Source organism: Vicinamibacterales bacterium, assembly GCA_036496585.1.
In the GTDB taxonomy this organism is placed as follows: domain Bacteria; phylum Acidobacteriota; class Vicinamibacteria; order Vicinamibacterales; family 2-12-FULL-66-21; genus JAICSD01.
In genome coordinates this window covers 17,073-40,945 of the sequence record DASXLB010000036.1, presented here as the reverse complement: position 1 = coordinate 40,945, position 23,873 = coordinate 17,073, and the positions used below count along the sequence as shown (strand labels likewise).

21 protein-coding genes are annotated in these 23,873 nt (G+C 68.8%); 8 read left to right on the top strand and 13 right to left on the bottom strand.

Features of this window, described 5'->3' with window-relative positions; translation table 11 throughout:
- Positions 1-91: 91 nt before the first annotated feature.
- The 3 genes from VGI12_11755 to VGI12_11745 all read right to left on the bottom strand — a co-directional run bounded on the left by VGI12_11755 (position 92) and on the right by VGI12_11745 (position 7,160).
- A complete protein-coding gene (locus VGI12_11755) occupies positions 92-3,307 on the bottom strand; it encodes a hypothetical protein (GenBank protein ID HEY2433338.1) in 3,216 nt (1,071 codons plus the stop codon).
- Between the two features lie 164 nt (positions 3,308-3,471).
- The gene (locus tag VGI12_11750) at positions 3,472-5,922 is read right to left on the bottom strand and encodes a hypothetical protein (GenBank protein ID HEY2433337.1); all 2,451 of its coding nucleotides are present in this window, start codon (positions 5,920-5,922) and stop codon (positions 3,472-3,474) included.
- A gap of 116 nt (positions 5,923-6,038) precedes the next feature.
- Entirely contained in the window at positions 6,039-7,160 is a 1,122-nt protein-coding gene (locus tag VGI12_11745) for a HEAT repeat domain-containing protein (protein HEY2433336.1), read from the bottom strand.
- 265 nt (positions 7,161-7,425) lie between these two features.
- Between VGI12_11745 and rfbC the strand changes: the two genes are divergently transcribed.
- Positions 7,426-8,001: a dTDP-4-dehydrorhamnose 3,5-epimerase gene (gene rfbC, locus VGI12_11740; GenBank protein ID HEY2433335.1), complete on the top strand. Its 576-nt coding sequence runs from the start codon at positions 7,426-7,428 to the stop codon at positions 7,999-8,001.
- Here rfbC and VGI12_11735 read toward each other — a convergent pair.
- Positions 7,976-9,583, bottom strand: coding sequence for a glycosyltransferase family 39 protein (locus tag VGI12_11735; protein ID HEY2433334.1), 1,608 nt, complete (start codon positions 9,581-9,583; stop codon positions 7,976-7,978). The two genes, rfbC and VGI12_11735, sit on opposite strands and share 26 nt — an antisense overlap.
- Before the next feature lie 38 nt (positions 9,584-9,621).
- On the opposite strand from VGI12_11735, the gene VGI12_11730 reads away from it, so the two are divergent.
- Positions 9,622-10,563 (top strand): WxcM-like domain-containing protein, encoded by a 942-nt coding sequence (locus VGI12_11730; GenBank protein HEY2433333.1) that lies wholly within the window; start codon positions 9,622-9,624, stop codon positions 10,561-10,563.
- Here the strand turns inward: VGI12_11730 and VGI12_11725 are convergent.
- From VGI12_11725 to VGI12_11685, 9 genes are all read right to left on the bottom strand, one after another.
- Positions 10,524-11,501 (bottom strand): glycosyltransferase, encoded by a 978-nt coding sequence (locus VGI12_11725; protein HEY2433332.1) that lies wholly within the window; start codon positions 11,499-11,501, stop codon positions 10,524-10,526. The genes VGI12_11730 and VGI12_11725 overlap by 40 nt on opposite strands.
- A gap of 43 nt (positions 11,502-11,544) precedes the next feature.
- Positions 11,545-13,317 carry a hypothetical protein gene (locus VGI12_11720; GenBank protein HEY2433331.1) on the bottom strand — a complete coding sequence of 591 codons (1,773 nt, stop codon included), beginning with the start codon at positions 13,315-13,317 and terminating at the stop codon, positions 11,545-11,547.
- Entirely contained in the window at positions 13,314-13,985 is a 672-nt protein-coding gene (locus tag VGI12_11715; GenBank protein ID HEY2433330.1) for a methyltransferase domain-containing protein, read from the bottom strand. Before VGI12_11715 ends, VGI12_11720 begins: the two co-directional genes overlap by 4 nt.
- Positions 13,986-13,989: 4 nt before the next feature.
- Entirely contained in the window at positions 13,990-15,438 is a 1,449-nt protein-coding gene (locus tag VGI12_11710) for a methyltransferase domain-containing protein (GenBank protein HEY2433329.1), read from the bottom strand.
- Positions 15,438-16,229, bottom strand: coding sequence for a DUF3108 domain-containing protein (locus tag VGI12_11705; GenBank protein HEY2433328.1), 792 nt, complete (start codon positions 16,227-16,229; stop codon positions 15,438-15,440). Before VGI12_11705 ends, VGI12_11710 begins: the two co-directional genes overlap by 1 nt.
- A 2-nt stretch (positions 16,230-16,231) precedes the next feature.
- Complete coding sequence (locus tag VGI12_11700; GenBank protein ID HEY2433327.1) at positions 16,232-17,017, bottom strand: thiazole synthase; 786 nt, start codon at positions 17,015-17,017, stop codon at positions 16,232-16,234.
- A 101-nt stretch (positions 17,018-17,118) separates the two neighbouring features.
- Positions 17,119-17,319 carry a sulfur carrier protein ThiS gene (thiS, locus tag VGI12_11695; protein ID HEY2433326.1) on the bottom strand — a complete coding sequence of 67 codons (201 nt, stop codon included), beginning with the start codon at positions 17,317-17,319 and terminating at the stop codon, positions 17,119-17,121.
- The gene (locus tag VGI12_11690) at positions 17,316-18,644 is read right to left on the bottom strand and encodes a glycosyltransferase (GenBank protein ID HEY2433325.1); all 1,329 of its coding nucleotides are present in this window, start codon (positions 18,642-18,644) and stop codon (positions 17,316-17,318) included. The genes thiS and VGI12_11690 overlap by 4 nt, the downstream gene beginning before the upstream one ends.
- On the bottom strand, positions 18,645-19,718 hold the full coding sequence (locus tag VGI12_11685) for an NAD-dependent epimerase/dehydratase family protein (protein HEY2433324.1): 1,074 nt from the start codon (positions 19,716-19,718) through the stop codon (positions 18,645-18,647).
- Positions 19,719-19,877: 159 nt separating this feature from the next.
- On the opposite strand from VGI12_11685, the gene ndhC reads away from it, so the two are divergent.
- From ndhC to nuoE, 6 genes are read left to right on the top strand one after another with little or no spacing between them, the layout of a single operon-like run.
- The gene (ndhC, locus tag VGI12_11680; GenBank protein HEY2433323.1) at positions 19,878-20,252 is read left to right on the top strand and encodes an NADH-quinone oxidoreductase subunit A; all 375 of its coding nucleotides are present in this window, start codon (positions 19,878-19,880) and stop codon (positions 20,250-20,252) included.
- Positions 20,253-20,255: 3 nt separating this feature from the next.
- Positions 20,256-20,771, top strand: a complete 516-nt coding sequence (locus VGI12_11675; protein HEY2433322.1) for an NADH-quinone oxidoreductase subunit B family protein — start codon at positions 20,256-20,258, stop codon at positions 20,769-20,771.
- Between the two features lie 8 nt (positions 20,772-20,779).
- Positions 20,780-21,349 (top strand): NADH-quinone oxidoreductase subunit C, encoded by a 570-nt coding sequence (locus tag VGI12_11670; GenBank protein ID HEY2433321.1) that lies wholly within the window; start codon positions 20,780-20,782, stop codon positions 21,347-21,349.
- 22 nt (positions 21,350-21,371) lie between these two features.
- Positions 21,372-21,938, top strand: coding sequence for a D-sedoheptulose 7-phosphate isomerase (gene gmhA / locus VGI12_11665; protein HEY2433320.1), 567 nt, complete (start codon positions 21,372-21,374; stop codon positions 21,936-21,938).
- Positions 21,931-23,118, top strand: coding sequence for an NADH dehydrogenase (quinone) subunit D (nuoD, locus tag VGI12_11660; protein ID HEY2433319.1), 1,188 nt, complete (start codon positions 21,931-21,933; stop codon positions 23,116-23,118). Before gmhA ends, nuoD begins: the two co-directional genes overlap by 8 nt.
- Positions 23,115-23,729, top strand: a complete 615-nt coding sequence (gene nuoE / locus VGI12_11655; protein ID HEY2433318.1) for an NADH-quinone oxidoreductase subunit NuoE — start codon at positions 23,115-23,117, stop codon at positions 23,727-23,729. Before nuoD ends, nuoE begins: the two co-directional genes overlap by 4 nt.
- Positions 23,730-23,873 lie beyond the last annotated feature (144 nt).

Below are 23,873 nucleotides of genomic sequence, written 5' to 3'. Positions count from 1 at the left end.
AACGACGTGCCGATTGCTGTCAGGCACGAGACGACGCCAACGCGACGGCCGCCGCGCGGAATGCCGGTAAGTGGCTTTCCGCGCGACGACGTCATTGGATGGTGAAGAAACCCGTCGACATCCAGCCCTCGTACACCGCCGCGGAGCCTCCGCTTCGCACCCACACCTGTAGCACGTACGAACCGCGCTCCGATGTCGACGGCGTCCAGGTGAATCGGTCCGACGTGCTGTACTCCTGGGCCACCGACCACTGTCCGGTGCCCTGGTTGTAGCGGACGAACCGGTACTGCAGCGGCCCGGCGGTGCCGCCGGTCGCCACCCCCGTCCACGTGACCGTCGTCCCGGCGACAACCGGCATCGGCTGGTCGGCGGTGACGCGCACCATTTGCGCCGCGCCGTTCGGACCGATGGTGAAGTAGCCGCTGTTCGTCCACGCATCGTAGGTGTTCGTCGAGCCGGCGTTGCGCACGAGCACCTGGATGACGTAGGTCCCGTCGGCGGGCGCCGTCCAGTTGAACGTGTTCGAGGTGCTGAAGTCCTGCCCGAGCGTCCAGCCGACCCCCTGCCGGTACACCGAGAACTGGTACTGGAGCGGCGCGATGCCGCCCGAGGCGTTCAGCGTCCACCGCACCGGCGTGCCCGCCGGCACCGGGAAGGCCACGTCCGACATCAGCGTGACCGCTATCGGATCGACGCTGACGGCGAACATGCCAGTCGTGCCCCAGGCTTCGTAGGTGGCCGACGATCCGGCGCTGCGCACCCAGACCTGGACGACGTGGTTGCCGACCGCATTCGCCCCTGGCGTCCAGCTATACGTGCGCGCGGCGCCATAGGCCTGCACGATCGACCACGTCGCGGTGGGTTCGTCGTAGCGCACGAACTGGTATTGGAGCGGCCCCGCGGACCCGCCTGACGCCGCCGCGGTGAACGTGATCGGCAGGCCGGCCTTGGCCGGGAACGGCTTGTCCGCGCTGACCGACTGCACCGTCACCGGATCCGTCGTCGACACCTTGAGCATCGGCGTGCCTGCCCAGGCCTCGTACTGATCGGTGACGCCCGTGCTGCGCACCCAGACCTGCACGGCGTAGTTACCCGTGGTGGTGGGCGTCCAGCTGACCTGCGTGCCGACGCCGTAGTCCTGGAGCACGCTCCAGCCGGTCCCTTCCTTGTAGAGCAGGAACCGGAACTGCAGCGCCGCGCTGCCGCCCACGGCCGCCACGCTGAACTGGACGGGCGTATTCGGCGCCATCGGGAACACACCCGTGTTCGTGAAGGCGGTGATGATCGGCACCGACTTCTGGATCGCGAACGTCGCGCTGCCGACGTAAGCGTCGTAGACCGCGGTGGATTGCGGCGTCTTGACCCAGACCTGCAGGGCATGGGTGCCCGCGTCGTTCACCGTCGGCGTCCACGAGTAGGTGTTGGTCGCGCTCCAGCCCTGAACGAGTTTCCAGGTCGATCCATCGAGGCGGAAGAACTCGTAGAGCACGCCGGCGGCGCCGCCCATGGACTGCGCCGTCCAGGTAATCGGGGTGCCGACGAATGCGGGCATCGACGTGTTCGCCGCGAGCGTTGGCGGCGTGATGACCGTCAGCGCGACCGTGCCCGGCACCGACATTGTCAGATGCGGACTCGTCGAGGTCACCGTGAACGCGCCAGCATAGTCGCCCGGCGCCATGCCGGACGCGGCTGCGTTCAACGCGAACGACCCCGGCGCCGCGTCCTGCGCGGACCCGGAGACCGGCGATGTCGACAGCCAGCTCGTTTGCGAGACGGCGTCGAAGGTGATCGTGGTCGGGCTCTCGTTGAGCACCGAGTCGGGCGCCTGGCTGGTCGCGTTCTGCACGGCGGTCATGACCACCGCGGGTGCCGAGAGCACCATCTTGGGTGAGATCGCGAAATACACGCGGCCCGAGTTGGCGCCGGCCGAGGTCGAGGCCTTGGGCGACCCGACGATCAGATCACGCGCGCCTTCACCGGTCACTTCGTAGACGAAGGCCGTCGCGATGCCGCCGGCGGTGGCGTCGCCGAGGACACGCAGGCTGAGTTGGGCGGGATCGCTGAGATCGACGGCGCGGTTGCCGGCGGCCTGCGGAGTTCCGTAGGTGCTGCGTCCGCGGCCGTAGTAGATGTAGACGGCGCCGCCGCTCGTCGCGCCAGGCGCCACGAGCGCGACGTCTTCACCGATGTCGCGATTGATGTCGCCGCTCGTCACGATCTGTCCGAGCTTCGCGCCGGGTGCCGGCCCTCGCAGAATCACGTCGGCATACGCGAGGCTGATCGAGATCGGCGCCGGGTCGGTCGGTTTCTTGCCCCAGAGGACGTAGGCGGCGCCCTGCTGCGCGCCGCCGGCGTTCGGCGCGCCGATCAACAGATCCGTGCGGCCGTCGCCGTCGAAGTCGCCCATGCGCAGGCTGCTTCCGGCGGCGTCGCCGGTGACGCCCAGGAAGTACGCGGTCTCGTCGCGCTGCACGATCATGTTGCGCTGGTAACTGCGGTTACCGAGCCCCTGGATCATGTAGACGAGGTTGACCGACGGTGCGCCGATGAACAGGTCATAGACGCTGTCCCCTGTGAACGCGCCCGCCGTCAGCACGCCGCCGATGCCCGACCCGGTGATCGTGATGTCGGGTCCGGTCGCATCGGTGTTCCCCATGTCCCTGGCGGTGCCGGAGAGCCCTGGCCCACCCCAGATCACGTAGACGTGATTGTTTCCGGGGGCGCCGATGATGATGTCGCGGTAGCCGTCGAAATCGAGGTCGGCGCTCGCCAGTGCCGCGCCGAGATGATCGTTGGGTGCCCCTCGCACGGTGAACACCGCCGAGCTCGACGTCAGACGCTCGCCGCCCGCATAGTTCGTAGTGAACAGGTAGACCACGCCCCGCCCGCCATCGGCGTTCGGCGCCGACACGAGAAGATTGCGAGGATTGACCCCTTCCCGGTTCAACACATTCGCCGCGGCGACCGCGGCGCCGAATCCGTCTCCGTTCGCCGCACCGGTGATGACGACATTCGCGGTGTCGAGCGGATGCTCGCCGGCAGTCGGTATCGGACCGCCGAAGAGGATGTAGACGCTGCCGGGAGTCGACGACCCCGTCTGTCCCGGTGCGCCGATGATGAGATCACGGCGATCGTCGGAGCTCATCGTGCCGTGGTCGAGATAACTGCCCGCGAGAGCCGACGCGGTCGTGCCGCGCCAGCGTACGTCCGCTCCATTCGTCGCGAGATCGATGTCCTGTGCTATCGCAGCTCGGCCGGAGCCGAGTAGCAGGATTCCTGACACTGCCAGGAATCGGACCTTTACCATTGTTGCGCCCTCCACGGTGGGAGAGCTCAGGCAAGGCGAATGCCCAGCCGTATTGCCATTTCGGAGGCGAAATGTGGAAAAACGGCGGCCGCGCCGCGACTGATCGGAACAGTCGAGGCGCGCGCCTACTCAGAATGTGAAGAGAACGGGATACTCAGGTGCCGCTACGGATTCACGACGAAGAGTCCGGAACCGGCCCAGCGTTCCCATGGCGCGGACGATCCCGCCTGGCGGATCCACACCTGCACGGCACGGGTCCCAGCCGCCGGGAACCAGCCGAAGGTGTTGGCCGACTTGTAGAGCGGCAGCTGCCGCATCCAGCTCGTCCCGTCGAACGTGAAGAACTGGTACTCCCACGCCCCCGATCCGCCGAGCACGGTCGCGGTGAAGGTCACGATGTCTCCCTGGTGCAGCGTCGTCAGCGAGCGATCGCTCGTGAGGGTCAAGCTGGTGGACGTGGTGATCGAGAAGTAGTCCGTATTGCGCCAGTCCTCATAGGTCACGCCTGAGTTCACCGTTCGGACCCAGACCTGCACGAGGAAGAGTCCCGTCGTGCCGCTCGGATTCCAGCTGGCCTGCGGGCTCGTGCCCCAGTCGCGCACCAGCGACCACGTGCCCGTGCCGGGGTTGTAGAGATAGAACTTGTACTCGAGCTGTCCGCTGCCGCCCGCGCCCGCGGCGGTAATCGTCACATTGGTGAACGGCGTCACGGGAGCCGCCGCATCGGACGAGACGCCCATCAGCCGCGCGCCCGTGCTGCGGGTGGTGAACAGGCCGGATGACATCCAGCCCTCGGGATCGGTGGTGACGCCGGCGCTGCGCACCCAGACCTGCACGGCATTCGAGGTCACGCCAAGCGGCGGGAACCACGTGAACTTGTTGTTGGCGCTGTAGTCCTGCATCACGCGCCAGGTGACGCCGCCGTTCGACGTGGCGAGGAACTTGTACTGGAGCGGGCCTGTCCCGCCGATCCCGGTCGCGGTCCAGGTCACCGGGATGTTGAGATCGACCGGCATGGTGGCGTCGGCGTGGAGGGAGGCGATCGACGCGTATCGGGAGGCGACGGTGAACTGCGAACTCGCGTACGCATCATACGTTCCGGCGTCGTTTGCCGAGCCGCCGTTCTTCGCCCAGACCTGCACCGCGTGCGCGCCCTCTGTCGGGAACCACGTGAATGTGTTGGAGGCGCCGTACGGCTGCAGAATCGTCCACACGCCCTTGGTGAGGGTGATGAATTCGTATTGAATCGGCGCCGTGCCGCCGGTCGACGTCGCGGTCCAGGTGATGGGTGTGCCCTCCGACACCGTCGCCGCCGGGGTCTGCGTCAGCGTGACGGCGAGCGGCTGCGGCGCTGGCGGCGTCGACGTGCCGCCGACGACCGCGCCCAGGCTGCCGCCAGGACCGCCGCCGGTGCTGGTCGAGGAGACGATCTGATCATGCAGCTCGGTGTAGTTGTGGGAGAAGGAGACGTTCCACTGTGCCGCGTCGCTGCGAGCGGCGGCACGCGGGTAGAATGACCCGACTTCGCCGGCCGGCAGCGCTGCCGCAGTGATCTGCTGATCGATAGAGGTCTTGGCGCCGTGCGCGTTGAGTTCCGCTCCCCAGATGTTGTAGCTCGGGCCCATGCCCACCAGCAGGAATGTGCCGGTCACGGGATTGTAGGAAAGCCCGAGACCGTCGACGGCTCCGGTGGTCGACGAGACCAGGCCGCTCGCGACCACGGTCCCGGCGCCGTCGAATTCCGCCCCGAGCGTGCCGGCGCCCGTCTGCACCCACACGCCGACGAATCGTCCGGTCACCGGATTGTAAGCAAGGTCGGTGATGTAAGTGCCAGCCGAGCCGGCGAAGTTGAAGATGTTATTGGCGACGACGGCGCCGCCGGACGTGACGAGCGTGAAGGTAGTTTGCGTGCTCGTGGCACCCCACCCGTCGTAGATGATGCCGAATTGATCGGTCGCGGAATTCCAGGCGACGCTCGGATCGCGCGCACCCTGCCCGGTCTGCGAAATCTGGAAGGCCGTGCCGATCAGGTTGCCGTTCACGTCGAGCCGTGCGCCCCAGATCAAATAATCGGCAGAGCGCCACGTGACCAGCGACACCCGGCTCGTGGTCGAGTAGGCGATCGATGCGCCCGATTCCCACCAGGTGCCCACGGGCGCGGCGATCGTCTGCTGCAAGCTCACGGGTCCGGCCGGGTAGGCGACGACGCGCGTATTCACGAAGTTCGCACCGCCGGGACTCTCATGCCACGTCACGATGAAACCGCCGACGCCGCCGACGCCGTTGCTGACGTCTGGACTGTAGATCACGCGTGGGAAATGGGCGAACGGCCCTGGTGCGTTGATCGGGAATGCGGAGATGAGGTCGCCCGAGAGGGTCGTGAACGAGCCCCAGACCGAGCCATAGGCACCGACGACGAGATACACCTTGTTGACCGGGTCGTAGGCGACGTCGCTGCCGCGCACGGCGGTCGTGACCAAGAGCGGATTGAGGCCGACCTGCGTGATCTGCGCGCGCGCCGCCTGCGGATACCCCGCGACGACGGCCAACGCGGCCAGGAATACGGCCTGCCGGGCTTGCACCGCATGGAAGATGGAACGGCGATTGATGCGCATGGCTACGGCGATCCCTCCGGACATCGACGGCGGCGGACTGCTGGGCGTCGCCAACGGTGTATCGGTCGTGTTGTGCGGCGTCATTAACATTCCTGCCTTGTTTTGCGCATGCTAGCTCAGCGCGTCAATTCCAGAATCCGATTCGCCGCCTGTACCGAGGTGGACGGATCGGCATTGCGGAGATAGCGCCGCAGTGCGGTGAAGTCGCTGGTGAGGGTTCGTATCGAGGAGCGAGCGGCTTGCTCGCGAATCGCCATGTTGTCAGAGCGCCCGAGGCGCTCGAAGGCCTCAGCGGATGCCTGCGGGTCGTGCGGCGCCATCAGGCGGGCGGCGCCAAGCTGCACCAGCTCGTTGGGATCGGCGAGAAGGGCGCGCACGGTCGCCTGCCACTCGGGGGTGGGCGTCACCGCCATGGCCTGCGCTGCGCTCAGGCGGACCGACGCGATATCCGACGCCATCAGCGGCTGCAAGAGGCCGGCGCCGCTGTAGTCCTGCAGTCGGTACAGGGCCGCGGCCGCCGCCAGCCGGACCGGCGGCACCGGATCCTGGAGCAAACCTTTGAGCTTCGGGATCGAGTCCGACGCGCCAAGCCGGCCAAGCGCCTCGGCCGCACCCGCTCGCAACTCCTCGTGCGGATCCGTGAGTAGCTCAACCAGCGGTTGAATAGCCGCCGGGCTTCCGCTGTCGCCGAGCGCACTGATGATTCCCAGTTTGTTGGCGACCGGCTGTCGCAGCTGGCCGATCAGCGCTTGAACGGCACGCGGGTCCCCCATGGCGGCGAGCAGCTTTGCTTCCTGGCTCCCCGGGGCCTCGGCAGCCCGACCGAGATCCGTCAGCGCGTCCTGATCGCCGTCAGCGGCGAGTGCGGCGAGGGCATCGACCGACGCCGGCGGCTTTCGTGCGGTGGCGACGGCTCGAAGGTGCCCCCGCGCGACTTGTCTCAGAATGTACGGGGCTTCGACCTTGCGGCTGCCGAGCCACCGCTCGTAACTGTCGAGCGCGGCCGCAGCGCCGTTCCGGGTGAGGTCGATCTCGATCCGCAGTGCCAGCGCATTCGCGCTGCGCGGCGCGTCCGTCAGAGCCCGGTCAGCGGACGAGGTCGCCCGCGGCAGATCGCCGGCGGCCAGCGCCGTCCAGCCTTCGGCGAGCGTCGGCGCGAGAGACACGGCCTGCGCGGTGGCGGTCGGCGCACCAAGGCCGGCCCCGAGAACCGTCGTCAGAACGACGACCACGAACATGCGAGCGGGGACATGCGTCAAGAACAAGAAACTATCCCGGTTACCGTCTGTGCTCGGAACGGGTGGAGCAGGCGTGGCGGCAGCGAAGCCACGTGCCATCCGCAGTTGAGGGAACGCGGTATAAGGTAGCTCAGTTACAGGGGTGAATCAACCACGATCCGCGCCGCCGGGAGCGGTCGCGGGGACACCCAAATCGTGGTTGGATGACGATTTTGGAGAGTTCAGCGCCGATGCTCATGACAGACGGCGATCGCGCCGGGGTCGCGTGACGAGCGCCCCCCACTTCACCTTGACGCCGGGCGCCGTCCCGGGGCTGATCGTGATCGAGCCGCGCGTGTTTGCCGACGACCGCGGGTTCTTCATGGAAACCTGGAGCGCGCGCGCGTTCGAGGCCGGCGGCCTCGACGTCCGCTTCGTCCAGGAGGCCCATTCGCGCTCGGCGCGCGGCGTCCTGCGCGGCCTGCATTTCCAGCAGGATCCGCACGCGATGGGGAAGCTGGTGCGCTGCACCGCCGGCCGCGTCTTCGACGTCGCGGTCGACATCCGCCACGGTTCGCCGACCTTCGGGCGATGGGGCGGCCTCGAGCTCTCGGCCGACAACCGCCGCATGCTGTGGATTCCGCCGGGCTTCGCCCACGGATTCCAGGCCCTCGAGGACGGTTCGGACGTGCAGTACAAGTCGACCGCGTTCTACACGCCGTCGGCCGAGGCGGTGATCGCCTGGAACGATCCCGACCTGGCCATCGCCTGGCCGATCCCCGCGCCGCGGCTGTCTGCGCGCGACGCCGACGCGCCCGTCCTGCGCGAGCACCCGTTCATTCGCGGACGCGGTACAGCGTGAAGTCCTCGATGACCGTGTCACGCTGGTAGGCGGCGAGGAGCCCGCGGACCGCGGGGTCGTCCTCCAGCCGATCCACCTCCTGCCCCATCGCCGAGGCCGAGTGCAGCCGCTCGAAGATCAGATAGCGCGGACGGCGCGCGCGCAACTCGTCAACCACCGCGCCGAGCCGGAACGCCGGATCAGGGAACGACATGGCGACGAAGTCGTTCACGCGCAGGAAGCGCTGGGCCGTCAACCGGTCGGACAGGAAGTACACGCCCGCGCCGTTGATGCCGAACAGGAAGATGCGATCGTCGGGACCGGTGTGTTGCCCGACGTAGTCGGCCAGCTCGGCGTTGGCGCGCGCCGAGTAGCCGCGGTCGTTGCCATATCCCCCGAAATACTGCTCGTAATAGTCCCGTTCTGCCACGTGGCCGCGCAGGGCCGCCAGGTCGGCGCGCGCGTATTCGAGCACCCGCGCCGGGTAGTCGCGCGACACGAGCAGAAGCGCCATCCCCGCCGCCGCCGCGATCGCCAGGACGCGGTGACCCGCCGATTCACGTCCGGGCCCGGTCAGCAGCCACGCGGCGAGGAGCGCGAGCGGCGCCGACACCTGCATGAAGTAGCTGTTGAACAGCCAGGCGCCGTTGACCGCGATGACCAGCGCGCCCGCGCCACCCCAGAGCACGGCGAGCCCGGCGGCCGGCGGCAGCCGGCGCGTCCGTGCCAGTTCGGCGAGCGCCGCGGCCGCGCCGACCGCGCCTCCCAACCAGAGCGGGTCCGTCTTGATCCGCAGCCAGACCGCTTTCGAGAAGTCGAGCGCGTAGGCGCCCACCGAGAATCCCTGTGAAACGTAGAAGCGGTTGAAGTCGATCACCGCCACCTTCGCGTCGTGGAGGAGATCGAGTCGCCAGAGCCAGAGCAGCGCGATCAGCGGCACGATCGCGGACGCGGCGATCGCGGCGATCGCGCCGCGCACGATCGGCGCCAACGAGGTCTCGCGCCGGTAGAGCGCCAGCCAGAGGAGCAGCGCCGGAAGGTAGAGCGCGGCGTTCGGCTTGTAGACGACCGCGGCGCCCCCGCACAGCCCGCAGAGCGCGGCCCAGCCAGCCGACTGGCGGTCGCGAAACCGTGCCGCACCGTAGGCGGCGGTCGCGACGCACCAGGGTGTGAACGTTTCGCAGACGCTGCGCTCGAGGAATCCGCCGTGGCCGAACATCCACGCCGGGTGCGTCAACACCGCGTAGATCGCCGCCGCGGCCGCGCCCGTGATCCGATCCGCCAGGCGCCGGCCGAGCAGGTAGAGCATCGCCGTGGTGCCCGACGCCGCGATCAGATCGAGCCACGCGACGGCGCCAGGCGTCCAGCCGAACACGCGGAACGCCGCCAGATACGTCCAGTAAATGCCCGGCGGACGCTGCTCCCACACGTCGCGATAGAGGCGCTGGCCGTGCGCCATGCCGCGTGCGGCCGACGCCCACAGGCTCTGATCGATGCCGAGCGGTTCGGCAATCGTCACGATGCGCGCGAGCAGCGCGGCGGCCGCCACCGCCAGCAACAGCGTCGCGGCCCGCCGGTTCGATCGCCACGACTCGGAGCTCAACCCGTGAAGTATCTCATGTAGGATCTGACCGAACACCCATGCCTGATTTCTTCGTGCACCCGCAGGGACTCTGCGAGAGCCAGACCATCGGCGCCAAGACGCGCGTCTGGGCGTTCGCGCACGTGTTGTCCGGCGCGCGCATCGGCGCCGACTGCAACATCTGCGACCACGTGTTCATCGAGAACGACGTGGTCCTCGGCGACCGCGTCACCGTGAAGTCGGGCGTCCAGCTCTGGGACGGCCTGCGGGTCGGCGATGACGTGTTCATCGGGCCGAACGCGACGTTCTCGAACGACAAGTATCCGCAGAGCAAGAAATATCAGCCGCGCGTCCTGCAGACGCACATCGCCAGCGGCGCGTCGATCGGCAGCGGCGCCAACATCCTTCCCGGCCTCAAGATCGGCTCGCGCGCGATGGTCGGCGCCGGCGCCGTCGTCACCCGCGACGTGCCGCCGCGGGCGATCGTCTCGGGCACCCCCGCCCGCATCGTCGGCTACGTCGACGCCACCGGCCGGCCGGCGCCGGAAAGGACGAGCGTCGTGCCGCAGGGCGCGACGCGCATCGACACCGGCGTGCGCGGCGTCACGCTGCACCGGCTCGTCCTCGTCGAAGATCTCCGCGGCACGCTGTCGGCCGGGGAGTTCGAGGCGCAGGTGCCGTTTGCGCCGCGGCGCTATTTCATGGTGTTCGACGTGCCCGGGAGGGACGTGCGCGGCGAGCACGCGCACCGCCGCTGCCATCAGTTCATCGTCTGCGCGCGCGGCTCGGTCTCGGTGTTGATCGACGACGGGACGGACAGCGAGGAAGTGGCGATGGACGCGCCGAATCTGGGCCTGTATCTGCCGCCGATGATCTGGGCCGCCCAGTTCAAGTACTCGTCGGACGCGCTGCTGCTGGTGTTCGCGTCCGATCTCTACGATCCGGCCGACTACATCCGCGACTACGACGAGTTCCGCGCGCTGGCGTCGGCCCGGGCCTGAGCCGCGGCTGCCGGTTCGAACGCCTGCGTCTCGCGCACGATGTAGGGCGGCCGGCCGCGCGAGTTCTGCAGCGTCAGCCACAGGTACTGGCCGGTGATGCCGAGGCCGAGCGCCGTCACGCCGCCGAAGAAGGTGATCGCCAGCATCAACGGCGTATAGCCCAGCACCGGCACGTGACCGGTGGCCCAGCCGATGAAGACCGTGACGCCAGCCGCCAGCGCGAACAGCGTGCCGGCGGCGCCGATCGCGAGCAGCGCGCGAATCGGCAGATCGGTGAACGCGAAGACGCTGTCGAGGGCGTAGCGCAGCTTGCGCGACAGCGTCCAGGCGCTCCGCCCTTCCCGGCGCGGCTGCCGTTCGTAGGCGACGAACGCCCTGCGGAAGCCGAGCCAGAGCAGCAGCGCGATCAGGTTCGTGTTCACTTCCTTCATGTCCGCGAACACGTCGCGCACCGCGCGCGTGCAGCCGAACATGTCGACGCCTCCCTTGGGCATCTCGGGCACCACGAAGCGGCGGTAGAGCCGCCAGAACACGTCCGACATCAGGCTCGAAGATCGCGCATCGGCGCGGCCCGTCCGGTGGCCGAAGACCACGTCGGCCTCACCCGCCGACAGCAGACGGTGGAACTCCGTAACCAGCGAGAGCGGCTCCTGCAGGTCGGCGGAGAGGGCCGCCATGTAGTCGCCGCGCGCCGCGCGCATGCCGGCGGCGATCGCCGCGAAGGATCCGAAGTTGCGTGACAGATCGAGCAGCTGCGAGCGCACCGGCCACGCCGCCAGCCGCTCGCGCAATAGTCGCAGCGAGCCGTCGGGCGAGCCGTCGACCACGAACACGATTTCGAGCGGCGCTGGAAACCCGGCGGCGAACGCCTCGAGCTCGCCGAAGAGCCGCGGCAGGTTCTCCTCGTTCCTGTAGACGGGGATGACGAGCGACAGCATGCGGAATGCCGCGATTATAGAGCCTGCCGCGAATTCCCGCCGGTCATTGCAGCGGGCGCATGGCGCCCTGGCTGTAGTAGTAGAAGAGCACCTGGCGCGGATCGAGGCCGGGCGCGAGCGACAGCGTCAGGCGCTCGGCCGCGCCGTCGCGTTCGGCCCGCAGCCTCCCAAGCGGCGTGTCGAGCGTCAGCGGCGCGGTCGAACGGATCGGCGGCCCGAAGTTGCGCAGGTCGGCCGACAACGACAGATTGCCCTGGTACTCGGGGGCGACGATGACGATGTCCCGCGGCGTCTGCCAGTGCGCCTCGACCGCCGAATCGATCCGCACGAGGCGCGCGAGCACGTCGAACTGCGCCGGCATGCAGCCGCGCGGCAGCTCGAAGGTTTCGTAGAGGAAGTGGGTGTAGACCGAGCGCAGCGCGACCGGCTCGGTCAGGAACACGACATGCCCCTGGCCGCACGACGGGGCGAGCGCGGCGTCGACCATCCGAGCGCCGCCCCCCGTCAGGCGTCCGGCCCACTGCCAGTCGCGCACCTTCCGGGAGATCTGCCAGGCAGAAACCGCCATCAGGATCGCCAGGGCGCCCGCGGTAACCGTGCGCGCCGGCCGGGGCAGTTCGGTCACGAGCAGCGCGACGATCAGGGCGAGCGCGGCCGACGGAAGGTAGAGATAGCGTGTCCCTTCGGTCAGCGCCGAGATCGGCAGCAGGGCGGCGAGAAGGAAACTGGCGAGGAACCACACCCGATCGTCCTGCAGCGCGCGGCGCCACACGAGGGCGACGAGCAGCGCGGCGGCGATGAGCGCGGCGGCGCCGCCAGCCCAGTAGGCCGTAGTCCCGGGGTCCAGGTAGAAGGGCAGATCGAATACGTCGAGGACGGGCGAAATCAGGTTGAACGCCGCAAACCCCGCGACCGCGAGCTTGTCGGCCGCCAGCCCGGTGCCGTGTGCAGCTGCCGCCAGCACGGCCAGCGCCGCGATCGCACCGGTGGCGCAGGCGAGAACGACGCCCCCGTGCGCGGCCAGCCGGCGCCGCAGGCCGATCCAGCGGTCGTCGGCGAGCGCGACGAGCGCCGCGAGGATCGCGGCAAACGTGACCAGTTTGGGCAACTTCCCAGCGCCGCCGATCGTCGAGATGCCGCCGGCGAGGTGACGCACGGCGCTGTAGAACGCGAGCGCCGCGATCCAGGGGAGCAGCCGCTTGACGGTCGCGCGCGCCGACGCGTGCCGGCCAAAAACCGCATACCCCGCCGCCGCGATCGGCAGCCCGACCGCCGCCTCCTTCGACAGCAGCGCGGCCAGAAACGCTGTCGCGGCCAGGATGGCAGCTCCGGGCTGCCCCCCGTCCCCATCCTGGTCGCGGGCGGCGCCGTGGCTGCGGACGAGGAGGTAGACGGCCAGCAGCGAAAAGACGGTCGCCAGCAGGTCGAAGCGAGCCGAGATCCAGACCACGGCCTCGTGGTTCGACGCGTGGAGCGCGAACAGCATCGCCGCCAGCGGGCCCGCCAGCGTCCGCGGTGCGAGGGCGGAGCCGATGAGCAGGACGAGCCAGGCGGCGAGGACGTGCAGCAGCAGATTGGTGGCGTGGAACTGCACTGCATCGGCACCCGCAAGGCGCCAGTCGGCCGCGTGGGCGACGAATCCGAGCGGGCGGTAGTAGTCGAAGAATTCGCCGCGGAAGAAGCGCAGCACGGAACCGCCGGCGCGCAGCCGGTGCAGAATCATGAAGTCGTCGCCGACGAATCCGGAGGCGAGCGCCCCCCAGTAGACGGCGACGGCGGCCGCGGCGACGAGCGCCGCCGCGATCCACGTCTTCATGCGGGCGGTTTGCGGCAGGCGACGTGATAGCCGCTGGTCATGATGCCGCGCTCGGGGCGTTCGCGCCGGCTGTCGCCGAACTCCCGCGTAATCAGAAACGAGAACGGCCGCAGCGCCTGCGCGGCGAGCAGCCACGCCGCGCGCAGCGGCGTCCAGCCGAGCGTCTCGGCCTGCATCCCCAGACGCTGCGTCAGGACGGCGAGCGCGCCGACGGCGTCGGTCTCGTCCTCCACCTCGAGGATTTCGAAGCGCCGCAGCAGATGCCGCAGCCCGTACTTCGTGAAGCGGAAGTAGTCGTGCGGCGCGTCGTGAATCGGGAACAGGAACCGCGTCGTCAGGATCAGTGCGCCGCCCGGCCGCAGCACGCGGAACATCTCGTCGACGGCGCGCTGCGGTTCGGGAAGATGCTCGAGGACCTCGGTGCACAGCACCGCGTCGACGCAGTCGTCGCGGAGGCCGAGCGCCTGCGCGTCGCCGATGATCTGCACGCCGCGCCCGCGTTGGATGTCGAGGGCGATGCGGCGCGGAAAGAGCGCCGCGTAGGGGCCGTTCTGCGCCCCGACGTCGAGCGTCAGCCCGTCGCCGGCATGCGACGCGATGAAGCGGTCGAGCGTCACGCGCGTCAGCTTGCGTGACAGCGCCCGGCCGATCCGGCTCGATCCGGCCATCGACTCAGGCGTTGACGCCGACGACGGCGTAGTCGAGGAACGTGAACAGGCGGGCGTTCAGCTTGTCGGCGTTGGCGTTGAGGATCTCGGCAGCGTCCTCGGGCAGCCCGGCGAGCGGCGCGACGTGCTGCAGCGTGTCCTGGAGCGGGACCGGCGAACGGTACTCGAGGCGCGCCGAGACGAAGCCGCTGGCGGTGACCAGATAGCGCAGCGTGTCGGGATGCAGCGGCCAGACGTGCGTGATGTCGCGAATGAAGCTCTCGAAGAACGCGACCCAGCACGCCGGGTTCAGCGTCTCGAGCACGAGCGGCGCCCCGGGCCGCAGCTTGTGGTGCGCGAGCTCGAGGAACTGCAGGAGATAGGCCGGCTCCAGATGTTCGACAACCTGCGCCGCGAAGAGCCCGCCGAGCGATCCGTCCGGCAGCGCCGACAGATACGACACGGCGTCGGCGTGCTCCGCCGACAGGCCGGCGGCGCGGCAGACCTCGACCATCTCGTGATTCAGGTCGATGCCGCGCGCTCCGATGCCGGCCGCCCGCAGCAGGTCCAGGAACTCGCCGCGTCCGCAGCCGACGTCGAGTACGTCCGTCGCGCCCGCAAAATACGGGACGTAGCTCGCGAGCCGCGCCCGAATCACCTCGCGCGAGCCGCGAAACCGATCCTCGAACCCGACGTACTTGTAGTCGTCGAGGCTGGAGGATGGACGTTGCGGGGTAGAGGCCTGGTTGTCGGGGTTGGGTGTCGCCTGGGGATTGGGAGCCGTGGCCTGGGGCGTGGGCGCCGAAGCCGTGCGCTGGAGTTCCCGCTTGACCGCGAGCGCCGCCTGCTGGGCGACGGCGATCATCTGCCGCAGATCGTCCTGCGCGGCGCCGATCTCGTCGAGCCGCGCCGCCATGCGGTCCTCGCGCGCCGCCGCCGACTCGCGCCGCTTCGCGCTCTCGTCGGCGAGCGCGTTGACGGCGGCGTTGACCACCAGCGCGCCGCCCGCCGCGTCACGATCCTTGGTGTCGACGTACGCGGTGATCTGCTGCAGGCAGACGAGCAGCCGCGTCTGAAAGGCGAGCAGCGCGTCGAAATGGCCGCGCAGGGCGTGCAGCGTCTCGACCAGCGCCGCCCGTGTCTCGCGTTCGGCACGGGCGTTTCGATTGAGGTGATCGACCAGCCGCGAGTTGAACGCGTTCTGCCGTTCGAGCGTCGGCGCGACGAGGCGCCAGACGAACGCCGCCAGCCGTCCCCTCAGCCCGGCGGCAGGCGCAGGGGCCGTCAGCGTGTTCCACGCTTGATTGAGCGCGGCAGTCTGGTGGTCGTCGAATTCGGCCGGCGCCGCCGGCAGGGCCGGGTCGCCGATCGCGCCCTTGTCGACGGCGGTCAGCGCGCCATTGTAGGCGCGGTCCGCCGCCTCGCGCTCGCGCGCGAGGCGGGCCAGCCGCGCCTCGAGCGGCTCGTATGCCATCACGGTCGCGACGCGAGCGTCAGCACGAACGCGCCGACCGGCAGCTGCGCCGACATCTTGACCGGCGCGTGCGCCGGATCCGACGAGAGCCACAGCGTCAGGCCGTGCGCGCCGACGTCGGCTCCCTGCGCCGTCAGGGTGAGCTTCTGTGCCGGAATCGGACCGGCCCCGGTCTTGACGGTCTCGACCGCGCCCGCTTCGATGAGCATGTGGTAGTTCACGCCGTTGTCGCAGATCGGCATGGTGATTTTCTCCCCCGGCTTCAGCGGGATCGAGCGCAGCACGAACATCGCGCCGAGCGGGTCCTGCGCCACCGCGGAGATCGCGACCGGCTTCTTGACCACCGTGTGCGCCTCGACCTGGTATTCCGCCGTCTTCTTCGCATGGTCGAACATCGTCGTCTTCATGCGGTGACGTTTGCCTTCCTCGCTGTAGATCGACGCGCGCTGCGGCAGCAGCGTGTAGACGTCGAGCAGCGAATCGACCTTGTAGTAGAGCGTGTAGAGCTTCCCGACGAGCGTCGACGGCCGGCCCTCCGCGACGATGTAATAGGCGACCGAGTTGTAGGACGGCCGCTTCTCAAGCACGCGCAGCGTCGCCGTTCCGGCGGTGAGCGTCGACGACCACGACACGTCATAGTTCAGCGTCTCGCCGACGCTGAACGGCACCGTCAGCTCTTTCGGCGGCGCCGGCGCCGGCCTGGCGGACGCCGCGCGCTGCGCCGCGGCGACACCGCTGCAGCACAGCACCGCGGCGGCCGCGGCCGCGACGCGTCGCCTCGCTGACGTCACCGTCACCCGCGCACCGCCGGCGAGATCACCCCGGCGAGCGGACTGCTGGCCGACGCGTACGACTTGCGCGGGATGCGGCCGGCGCCGCAGGCGAGGTGTCCGGCCTCCACGCCGAGCCGCATCGCCCTCGCCATCGCGACCGGGTCATCCGCGAGCGCGATGGCGGAATTCATCAGGACCGCGTCGGCGCCGAGCTCCATCGCGAAGGTCGCGTCGGACGCCGTCCCGACGCCGGCATCGACGATCACCGGCACCCGCGCCTGTTCCTTGATGATGCGGATGTTGTTCGGGTTCTGGATCCCGAGGCCGGAGCCGATCGGCGCGCCGAGCGGCATCACCGCCGCGGCGCCGGCGTCCTCCAGCTTGCGGCACATCACCGGGTCGTCGCTGGTGTACGGCAGGACGACGAAGCCCTCCTTGACCAGGACCCGCGTCGCCTCGAGCAGCGCCTCGTTGTCGGGAAAGAGCGTCTTCTCGTCGCCGATCACCTCGAGCTTCACCCAGTGCGACAGCCCGACTTCGCGGCCGAGCCGCGCCGTACGGATCGCATCCTCCGCGGTATAGCACGCCGCGGTATTGGGGAGCAGGAAGTAGCGGACCGGGTCGATGTAGTCGAGCAGCGATTCCTTCGATCGATCCGTCAGGTTGACGCGGCGGACCGCCACCGTCACCATCTCGGCGCCCGAGGCCTCGTGCGCCGCCTGCATCACGGGGAAGGTCGGGTACTTGCCGGTGCCGATGATCAGCCGCGACTGAAACTCGCGGCCGGCGATCGTCAATGGAGGCATGGAAATGTGGAAATTGGGAAATGTGGAAATGTGACGGTTCAGGTTACTCGATAACTTTTCTACATTTCCACATTCCCACATTTCCACATTCCGCAGACTGCCTAGCCTCCTCCCACGAAATTGACGACCTCGATCTGGTCGCCCGCCTCGATCGTGGTTGTCGCGTAGAGGTCGCGCTTGAGCACGACGAAGTTGCGCTCGACGGCGACGCGCCGCGGATCGATGTCGAGCGCGGCCAGCAGGCCCGCCACAGTCGTGTCCGAGCCGACCTCGTGCGGTTCGCCGTTCAATTGGATGGTCACCACGGGACCTCGAGGCCGAGCGGGACCAGTAGTGCCCGCAGACGTTCGGCGCCGTCAGCGGTCAGGTGCGCGGGCAGCTCGGGATCACCGTCGGGTGTCGCCGCGGCACGGGCGACCAGCCGCTCGTAGTCGTCGGCCATCGCGGCGACGGAGTGCTCCCGCGCCCAGTAGTCGCGGGCGGCGCGGCCGAGGCTGTCGCGCAGCGCCGCGTCGGCGGCGAGCCGGCGCATCGCCAGGCGCAGCGAATGGTCTTCGTCGAGGATGTCGACCGCGACGCACACGGGTGGCGCCGCGCCGTCGCCGCGCGTCGTCCATGTGCGCGGGTCGAGCGACGGGATGCGCGCCGCCTGCACCAGGTCCGTGGTGACGGTGGCCCTGCCGGCCGCCAGCGCGCGGACCCAGGGGCCGGACGTCTCCCGGGCGGTCGGCCAGCGGAGATGCAGGGTGACGTCGGCCGCCGCGAGATGGGCGGTGAATGCATCCTCTCCTTCGACATAGCCGGTGACGACGACGGCGCCGGCGCGCGCCGGGTCGTCGAGCGGCATGTCGAGATGCTCCGCCGGCGCGCCGGCCAGCAACAGGCGCGCGCCGGGCGCAAACGGCAGCGTCGCCCGAAAGGCCGCCAGTACCTGCGCAATCCGCTTGTCCGGCGTGAGTCCGCCGAACACGCCGAAGACGACCGCGTCGTGAGGAATCCGATAGCGATCGCGGATTGCGGCGCGCGCTGCGGCCGCCTGTTCGCCGGTCACCGGCTGTCCGTGCCCCAGTCTGATCGCCGCGATCCGTCCGGCGTACGCGGATCGGTCATCCGACGTCGACCCTCCGAGCTCGCTCAGGCGTTCGACGAGTTCGCGCCGGGCCCCCTCTCCATGGACCGCGACCAGGCGCGAGCGTTCCACGAGGGCGCGGCACATCGGCCACTCGTAGTAGAGCGAGCTGTCGAGGCCCGCGATGGCGATGTCGGGCGCGTCCTGAACGGCGTCAGGCTGGTTCCAGCGAAACTCGGCGCGGTAGTCGGCAGTACGCCGCTCGCGCAGCAGCAGCGCGGCGCGCGCGTGGTGCAGCCGCGTGTCGTGGAGGACCGCCAGCCCCGGGTAGTGAAACGCGTACGGCCATTGATAGTCGTGATGCGATGAGTTGCCGAACTGGTGGACGACCAGCTGGTAGGGGCGCTGCTGATGGCGCCAGGGGAAGTCGTGCGCGGCGGCCTCGGGATACACGTCGATGTCGTGGCCGCGCTGTCGCAAAGCGGCGACCGCGTCGGCGCTGTAGGCCGCGACGCCCGAGGCGACCGGCGGCATCGGGCTGAACCAGGCGATGGTCATTCAGGCCGGCTCGCGCCGCCACCGCGTCAGGTTGCTCTCGTAGATGTCGCGCAGCAGCGCCTCGAGGTCGTACTGCATGCGCCACTGCGGATAGTGCGCCTGGAACTTGCGGAGATCGCTCACGTACCAGATGTGATCGCCGATGCGGTTGGTCGGCGAGTAGGTCCACTGCAGCGTCCGGCCGGCGATCGTCTCGCAGAGGCCGATCGCTTCGAGCATCGAGCAGTTGCTGTGGAGCCCGCCGCCGAGATTGTAGACTTCGCCGCCGCCGCGCGGCGCCCGCCAGAACTCCAGGAACGCCGCTACGACGTCGGCTGAGTGGATATTGTCGCGGACCTGCTTCCCCTGGTAGCCGAAGACGGTGTAGGGCCGGCCGGTACAGGCGCACTTCATCAGGTAGGCGAGAAAACCGTGCAGCTCGGCGCCGGAATGGCGCGGTCCGGTGAGGCAGCCGCAGCGGAACACCGCCGTCTTCATCCCGAAGTAGCGGGCGTATTCCTGTACCGCCACGTCGGCGGCCACCTTCGAGGCGCCGAACAGCGAATGCAGCGACTGATCGATCGACATCGACTCCGGGATGCCGGCCGCGAACGGATGCGACGGGTCGATGTCCCAGCGCGTGTCGCGTTCGACGAGCGGCAGGCGGTTCGGCGTGTCGCCGTACACCTTGTTGGTCGACGTGTAGACGAAGGCCGCCTCGGGACAGTGGCGGCGGGTCAGTTCGAGCAGCCGCAGCGTGGCGGCCGCGTTGACCTCGAAATCGAGCAGCGGATCGCGGGCGGCCCAGTCGTGCGACGGCTGCGCGGCGGTGTGGACGACCAGCGTGGTGTCGGCGCCGAACCCGGCGAACACCGGCTCGAGCGCCGCGAGGTCGCGGATATCGAGATCGTAGTGTCGATAGCCGGACAGCGCTTCCAGCTCGCGGCGAACCCCGGCCGTCGACGCCTCGTCGCCGAAAAACCGGCGGCGCATGTCGTTGTCGATGCCCGCCACGGTGACGCCGTGGCCGCACAGCACACGGGCCGTTTCGGATCCGATCAGCCCGGCCGAACCGGTGACGATCGCAGTGGACATATCCCTGGCTGCCGCGGAGCGTACCACGCTCGCGCCGCAAAACGAGTGTGATAGCATTCCGAGGCTGGGCGATTGAGAAAAGATTCACAAGCGCTGGGCCCGGCGACTCGGCGTGTGGGAGAGCTCGAGGACGACGTGCCTCGGCACTGAGGCAATGACATGAACCCCTGGCTTCCTGTCCTGATCATGCTCGGCATGGGCGGCGGCTTCGCCGTGGTCAACATCGGCCTCGGCAAGCTGGTGGCGCCGCGCCGGCCCACTCCGGAAAAAGAAGCGCCCTACGAGTGCGGCATGCCGCCGGTCGGCGACGCCCGCGACCGTCACCCGGTCAAGTTCTACCTGGTGGCGATGATCTTCCTGTTGTTCGACATCGAGATTGCCTTTCTCTACCCCTGGGCGCTGGCCGTGCGCGACTTGCGCTGGGTCGGCTTCTTCCAGCTGATCGTGTTCTTCCTGCTGCTGCTGACCGGCTACGTCTACGTGTGGCGCAAGGGCGTGTTCGACTGGGGCCACGAGCGGCAGCCACGAGCGTGAACCATGTCTGAGTTCGAGATTCCCGTTCTGACCACCACCGTCGAGAAGATGGTGCAGTGGGCGCGCCGGTCATCGATCTGGCCGGTCACCTTTGGCCTCGCCTGCTGCGCGATCGAAATGATGGCGATGAGCACGTCGCGCTACGACATCGCGCGCTTCGGCGCCGAGGTCTTCCGCGGCTCACCGCGCCAGTCGGATCTGATGATCGTCGCCGGGCGGCTGTCGCGGAAGATGGCGCCGGTGCTGCGCCGCATCTACGACCAGATGCCCGAGCCGAAATACGTGCTGTCGATGGGCGCCTGTGCGTCGGTGGGCGGCGTGTTCGACAACTACGCGCTGGTGCAGGGCGTCGATCAGATCGTGCCCGTCGACGTGTTCGTGCCCGGCTGCCCGCCGCGTCCAGAGTCGCTCATCTACGGCATCGTCCAGCTGCAGAAGAAGATCGACCAGCAGCGGCTCGGCGAGTTGTCGAGCGAGTCGTCGCGCCTGCCCGGGCGAGCCCTGATTGTCAATGGATGATCGCCGTCATGGATAGCGCGCACATCCTCGAGACGCTGCGCGGCCTGGTGCCCAACGGCGCCGTGCAGGCCGCGCCGGCGGCCGACGGCATGCCGGCCATCGACGTCGCGGCCGCGCACGCGCCGGCCGTCTGTCAGGCGCTGCGCGACGATCCGGCGCTGCAGTTCGCGCTGGCCGTCGACATGACGGCGGTCGACTATCTGCCGCGCGAGCCGCGCTTCGAGGTGGTCGTGCATCTCGTGTCGCTCGGCATCGCTCCCTACGGCGACACGCCGAAGCGGCTGCGCGTCAAGATCCGCCTGTCTGGCGCCGATCCCCGCATGCCGACACTGTCCGGCGTCTGGAAGTCGATGAACTGGGCCGAGCGCGAAGTCTACGACCTCTTCGGAATCCACTTCGACGGGCATCCCGATCTGCGCCGGATTCTGATGCCCGACGACTGGGAAGGTCATCCGGCGCGCAAAGACTATCCGGTGCAGATCAAGATGACGCCGAAGGTCTACGAGCCGCTGCAGGTGACGGCGCAGGAGTTCGCGGCCAACATGCAGCAGCAGCGCGATCGGGCGCAGCGGGACTGACCATGGCGGGGTCAGGAAATTGATGGACGTCGCCCGGATCGCGGACGAGGCGCTGGCGGCGGCCGCCAAACTGCACGAACGGATGCGCGGCAACCTCGGGCCGGCACTGCTCGCCGCGCAGACGATCGCCGAGGCGCTGCGGGCGGGCGGCAAGCTGCTGGTGTTCGGCAACGGCGGCAGCGCCGCCGACGCCCAGCATTTGTCGGCGGAACTGGTGGGACGGTTTCAGAAGGAGCGCGCCGCCTTTCCGGCGATCGCCCTGACGGTGGATACCAGCGTGCTGACGAGCGTGGCCAACGACTATTCGTTCAAGCACGTGTTCGCGCGGCAGATCGAGGCGCTCGGGCGGCCGGGCGACGTCGCGCTCGGCATCTCGACGAGCGGCGAGTCGCCGAACGTGGTCGCGGCGCTGCAGACCGCCCGCACCCAGGGGCTCAAGACCGTGGCGCTGACCGGCCGCGACGGCGGCACCGTCGGTCGGGTGGCCGACATCCACGTGAACGTGCCGGACCAGAACACGCAGCGCGTGCAGGAGGTGCATCAGACCCTGCTGCACGTGCTGTGCGAGGTGATTGAGGCCAATGCCTGAACTGCGTCAAGAGACGATGACCGTCAACATGGGGCCGCAGCACCCCAGCACGCACGGCGTGCTGAACCTCGTGGTGCAGCTCTCCGGCGAGACGATTGTCAAGGCGGACACGACCATCGGCTTCCTGCACACCGGCATCGAGAAGACCGCCGAGCAGAAAAAGTGGCAGCAGGTGATCCCGCTCGTCGAGCGCATGGACTATCTCGGCGCGCAGTCGAACTCGCTCGCCTTCTGCCTGTCGGTGGAGCGGCTGCTCGGCGTCGAGCCGCAGATGCCGGAGCGGGTGAAGAACATCCGCATCCTGCTCGCCGAGACCCAGCGCATCGCCAGCCACCTGGTGAGCCTCGGCACGCACGCGCTCGAGGTCGGCGCGGTGTCGGTGCTGATGTACTGCCTCAGCGACCGCGAGCGGATCCTCAACATCTACGAGATGATCGCCGGGTTCCGCATGTTCCCGAGCTACATCCGGGTAGGCGGCCTGCGCGAGGATCTGCCGCAGGGGTTCCACGAAGCGGTTCGCGCCTTCCTCGACTTCTTCCCGGGCCGGGTCGACGAGTACGAGAAGCTGCTGACCAAGAACCAGGTCTGGCTGAAGCGCACCAAGGGTGTCGGCGTGATCTCCCAGGGCGACCATATCCAGTACGGCCTGGTCGGCCCGATGGCGCGCGCGATCGGCGTGCCCTACGACGTCCGCAAGGTGTTTCCCTACATCGGCTACGACACCTACGACTTCAACGTGCCGGTCCAGCAGAACGGCGACGTCTACGATCGTTACCTGGTGCGCATCGCCGAGATGCGCGAGAGCGTCAGGATCTGCCGCCAGACGCTCGACCGCATCAGCCCGCGCGGCGACTTCGACATCAAGGACTATCGCATCGTCCCGCCGCCCAAGGACAAGGTCTATACGGAGATGGAGGCGCTGATCCAGCACTTCCTGATCTACTCGCAGGGGTTCACCGTGCCGGCTGGCGAGGCCTACGTGCCGGTGGAAGGGCCGCGCGGCGAGCACGGCGTCTACATCGTGTCGGACGGATCGAACCGGCCCTACCGGATCAAGATGCGGCCGGCGACGTTCTATGCCTGCCAGGCGCTGCCGAAGATGATCGAGGGCGGGATGATCGCCGACGTCATCGCGGTGATCGGGTCGACCGACGTGGTCATGGGAGACGTGGATCGATGAGTTTCCATCCGTTGATTCCGTACGGCACCGATCGGTGGCATCGCTCGGAGCGCGTGCTGCTCGCGGCCGGCGCGCCGTTCGTCTACACCGCGGAACGCGCCGCCCGCCTCGAGGAGATCTGCAGCCAGTATCCGCCGGAGTGGCGCAAGTCGGCGGTGCTGGCGGCGCTCTACCTCGTGCAGGAGCAGCAGGGCTCCCTCACCGCGAGCGCCGTCCGTCACGTCGCCGAGTTCCTGCGCATCACGCCGGCCGACGTCGAGGACGTCGCCAGCTACTACGTGATGTTCTTCAAGGCGCCGGTCGGCACCTACGTGCTGCAGGTGTGCCGCACGCTGTCGTGCGCGCTGGCGGGAGCCGAGCGCGTGACCGAGTCGCTCAGCGAGAAGCTGGGACTGAAAGTCGGCGAGACCGACGCGTCCGGGATGTTCACCCTGCTCGAGTTCGAGTGCCTCGGCGCCTGCGACCGGGCGCCGGTGGTGATGGTGAACAACGAACACTGGCACGAGCGCGCGACTCCCGAGAATTGTTCGAAGCTGGTGGATGATTTGAAAGCGAGTGGCCTGCCCGCACTGTCTGGCTGCCACCTGCATGTCGAACGGAGGCAGGGCTGAAGCCCTGCGCTACGGTAACGGAGGCCGGGCTGAAGCCCTGCGCTACGGCGGCGGCGGCCGGGCTGATGCTCTGCGCTGCGGTAACGGAGGCAGGGCTGAAGCCCTGCGCTACGGCAGCGGCGGGCGCGTTCTGGAGCTGTAGCG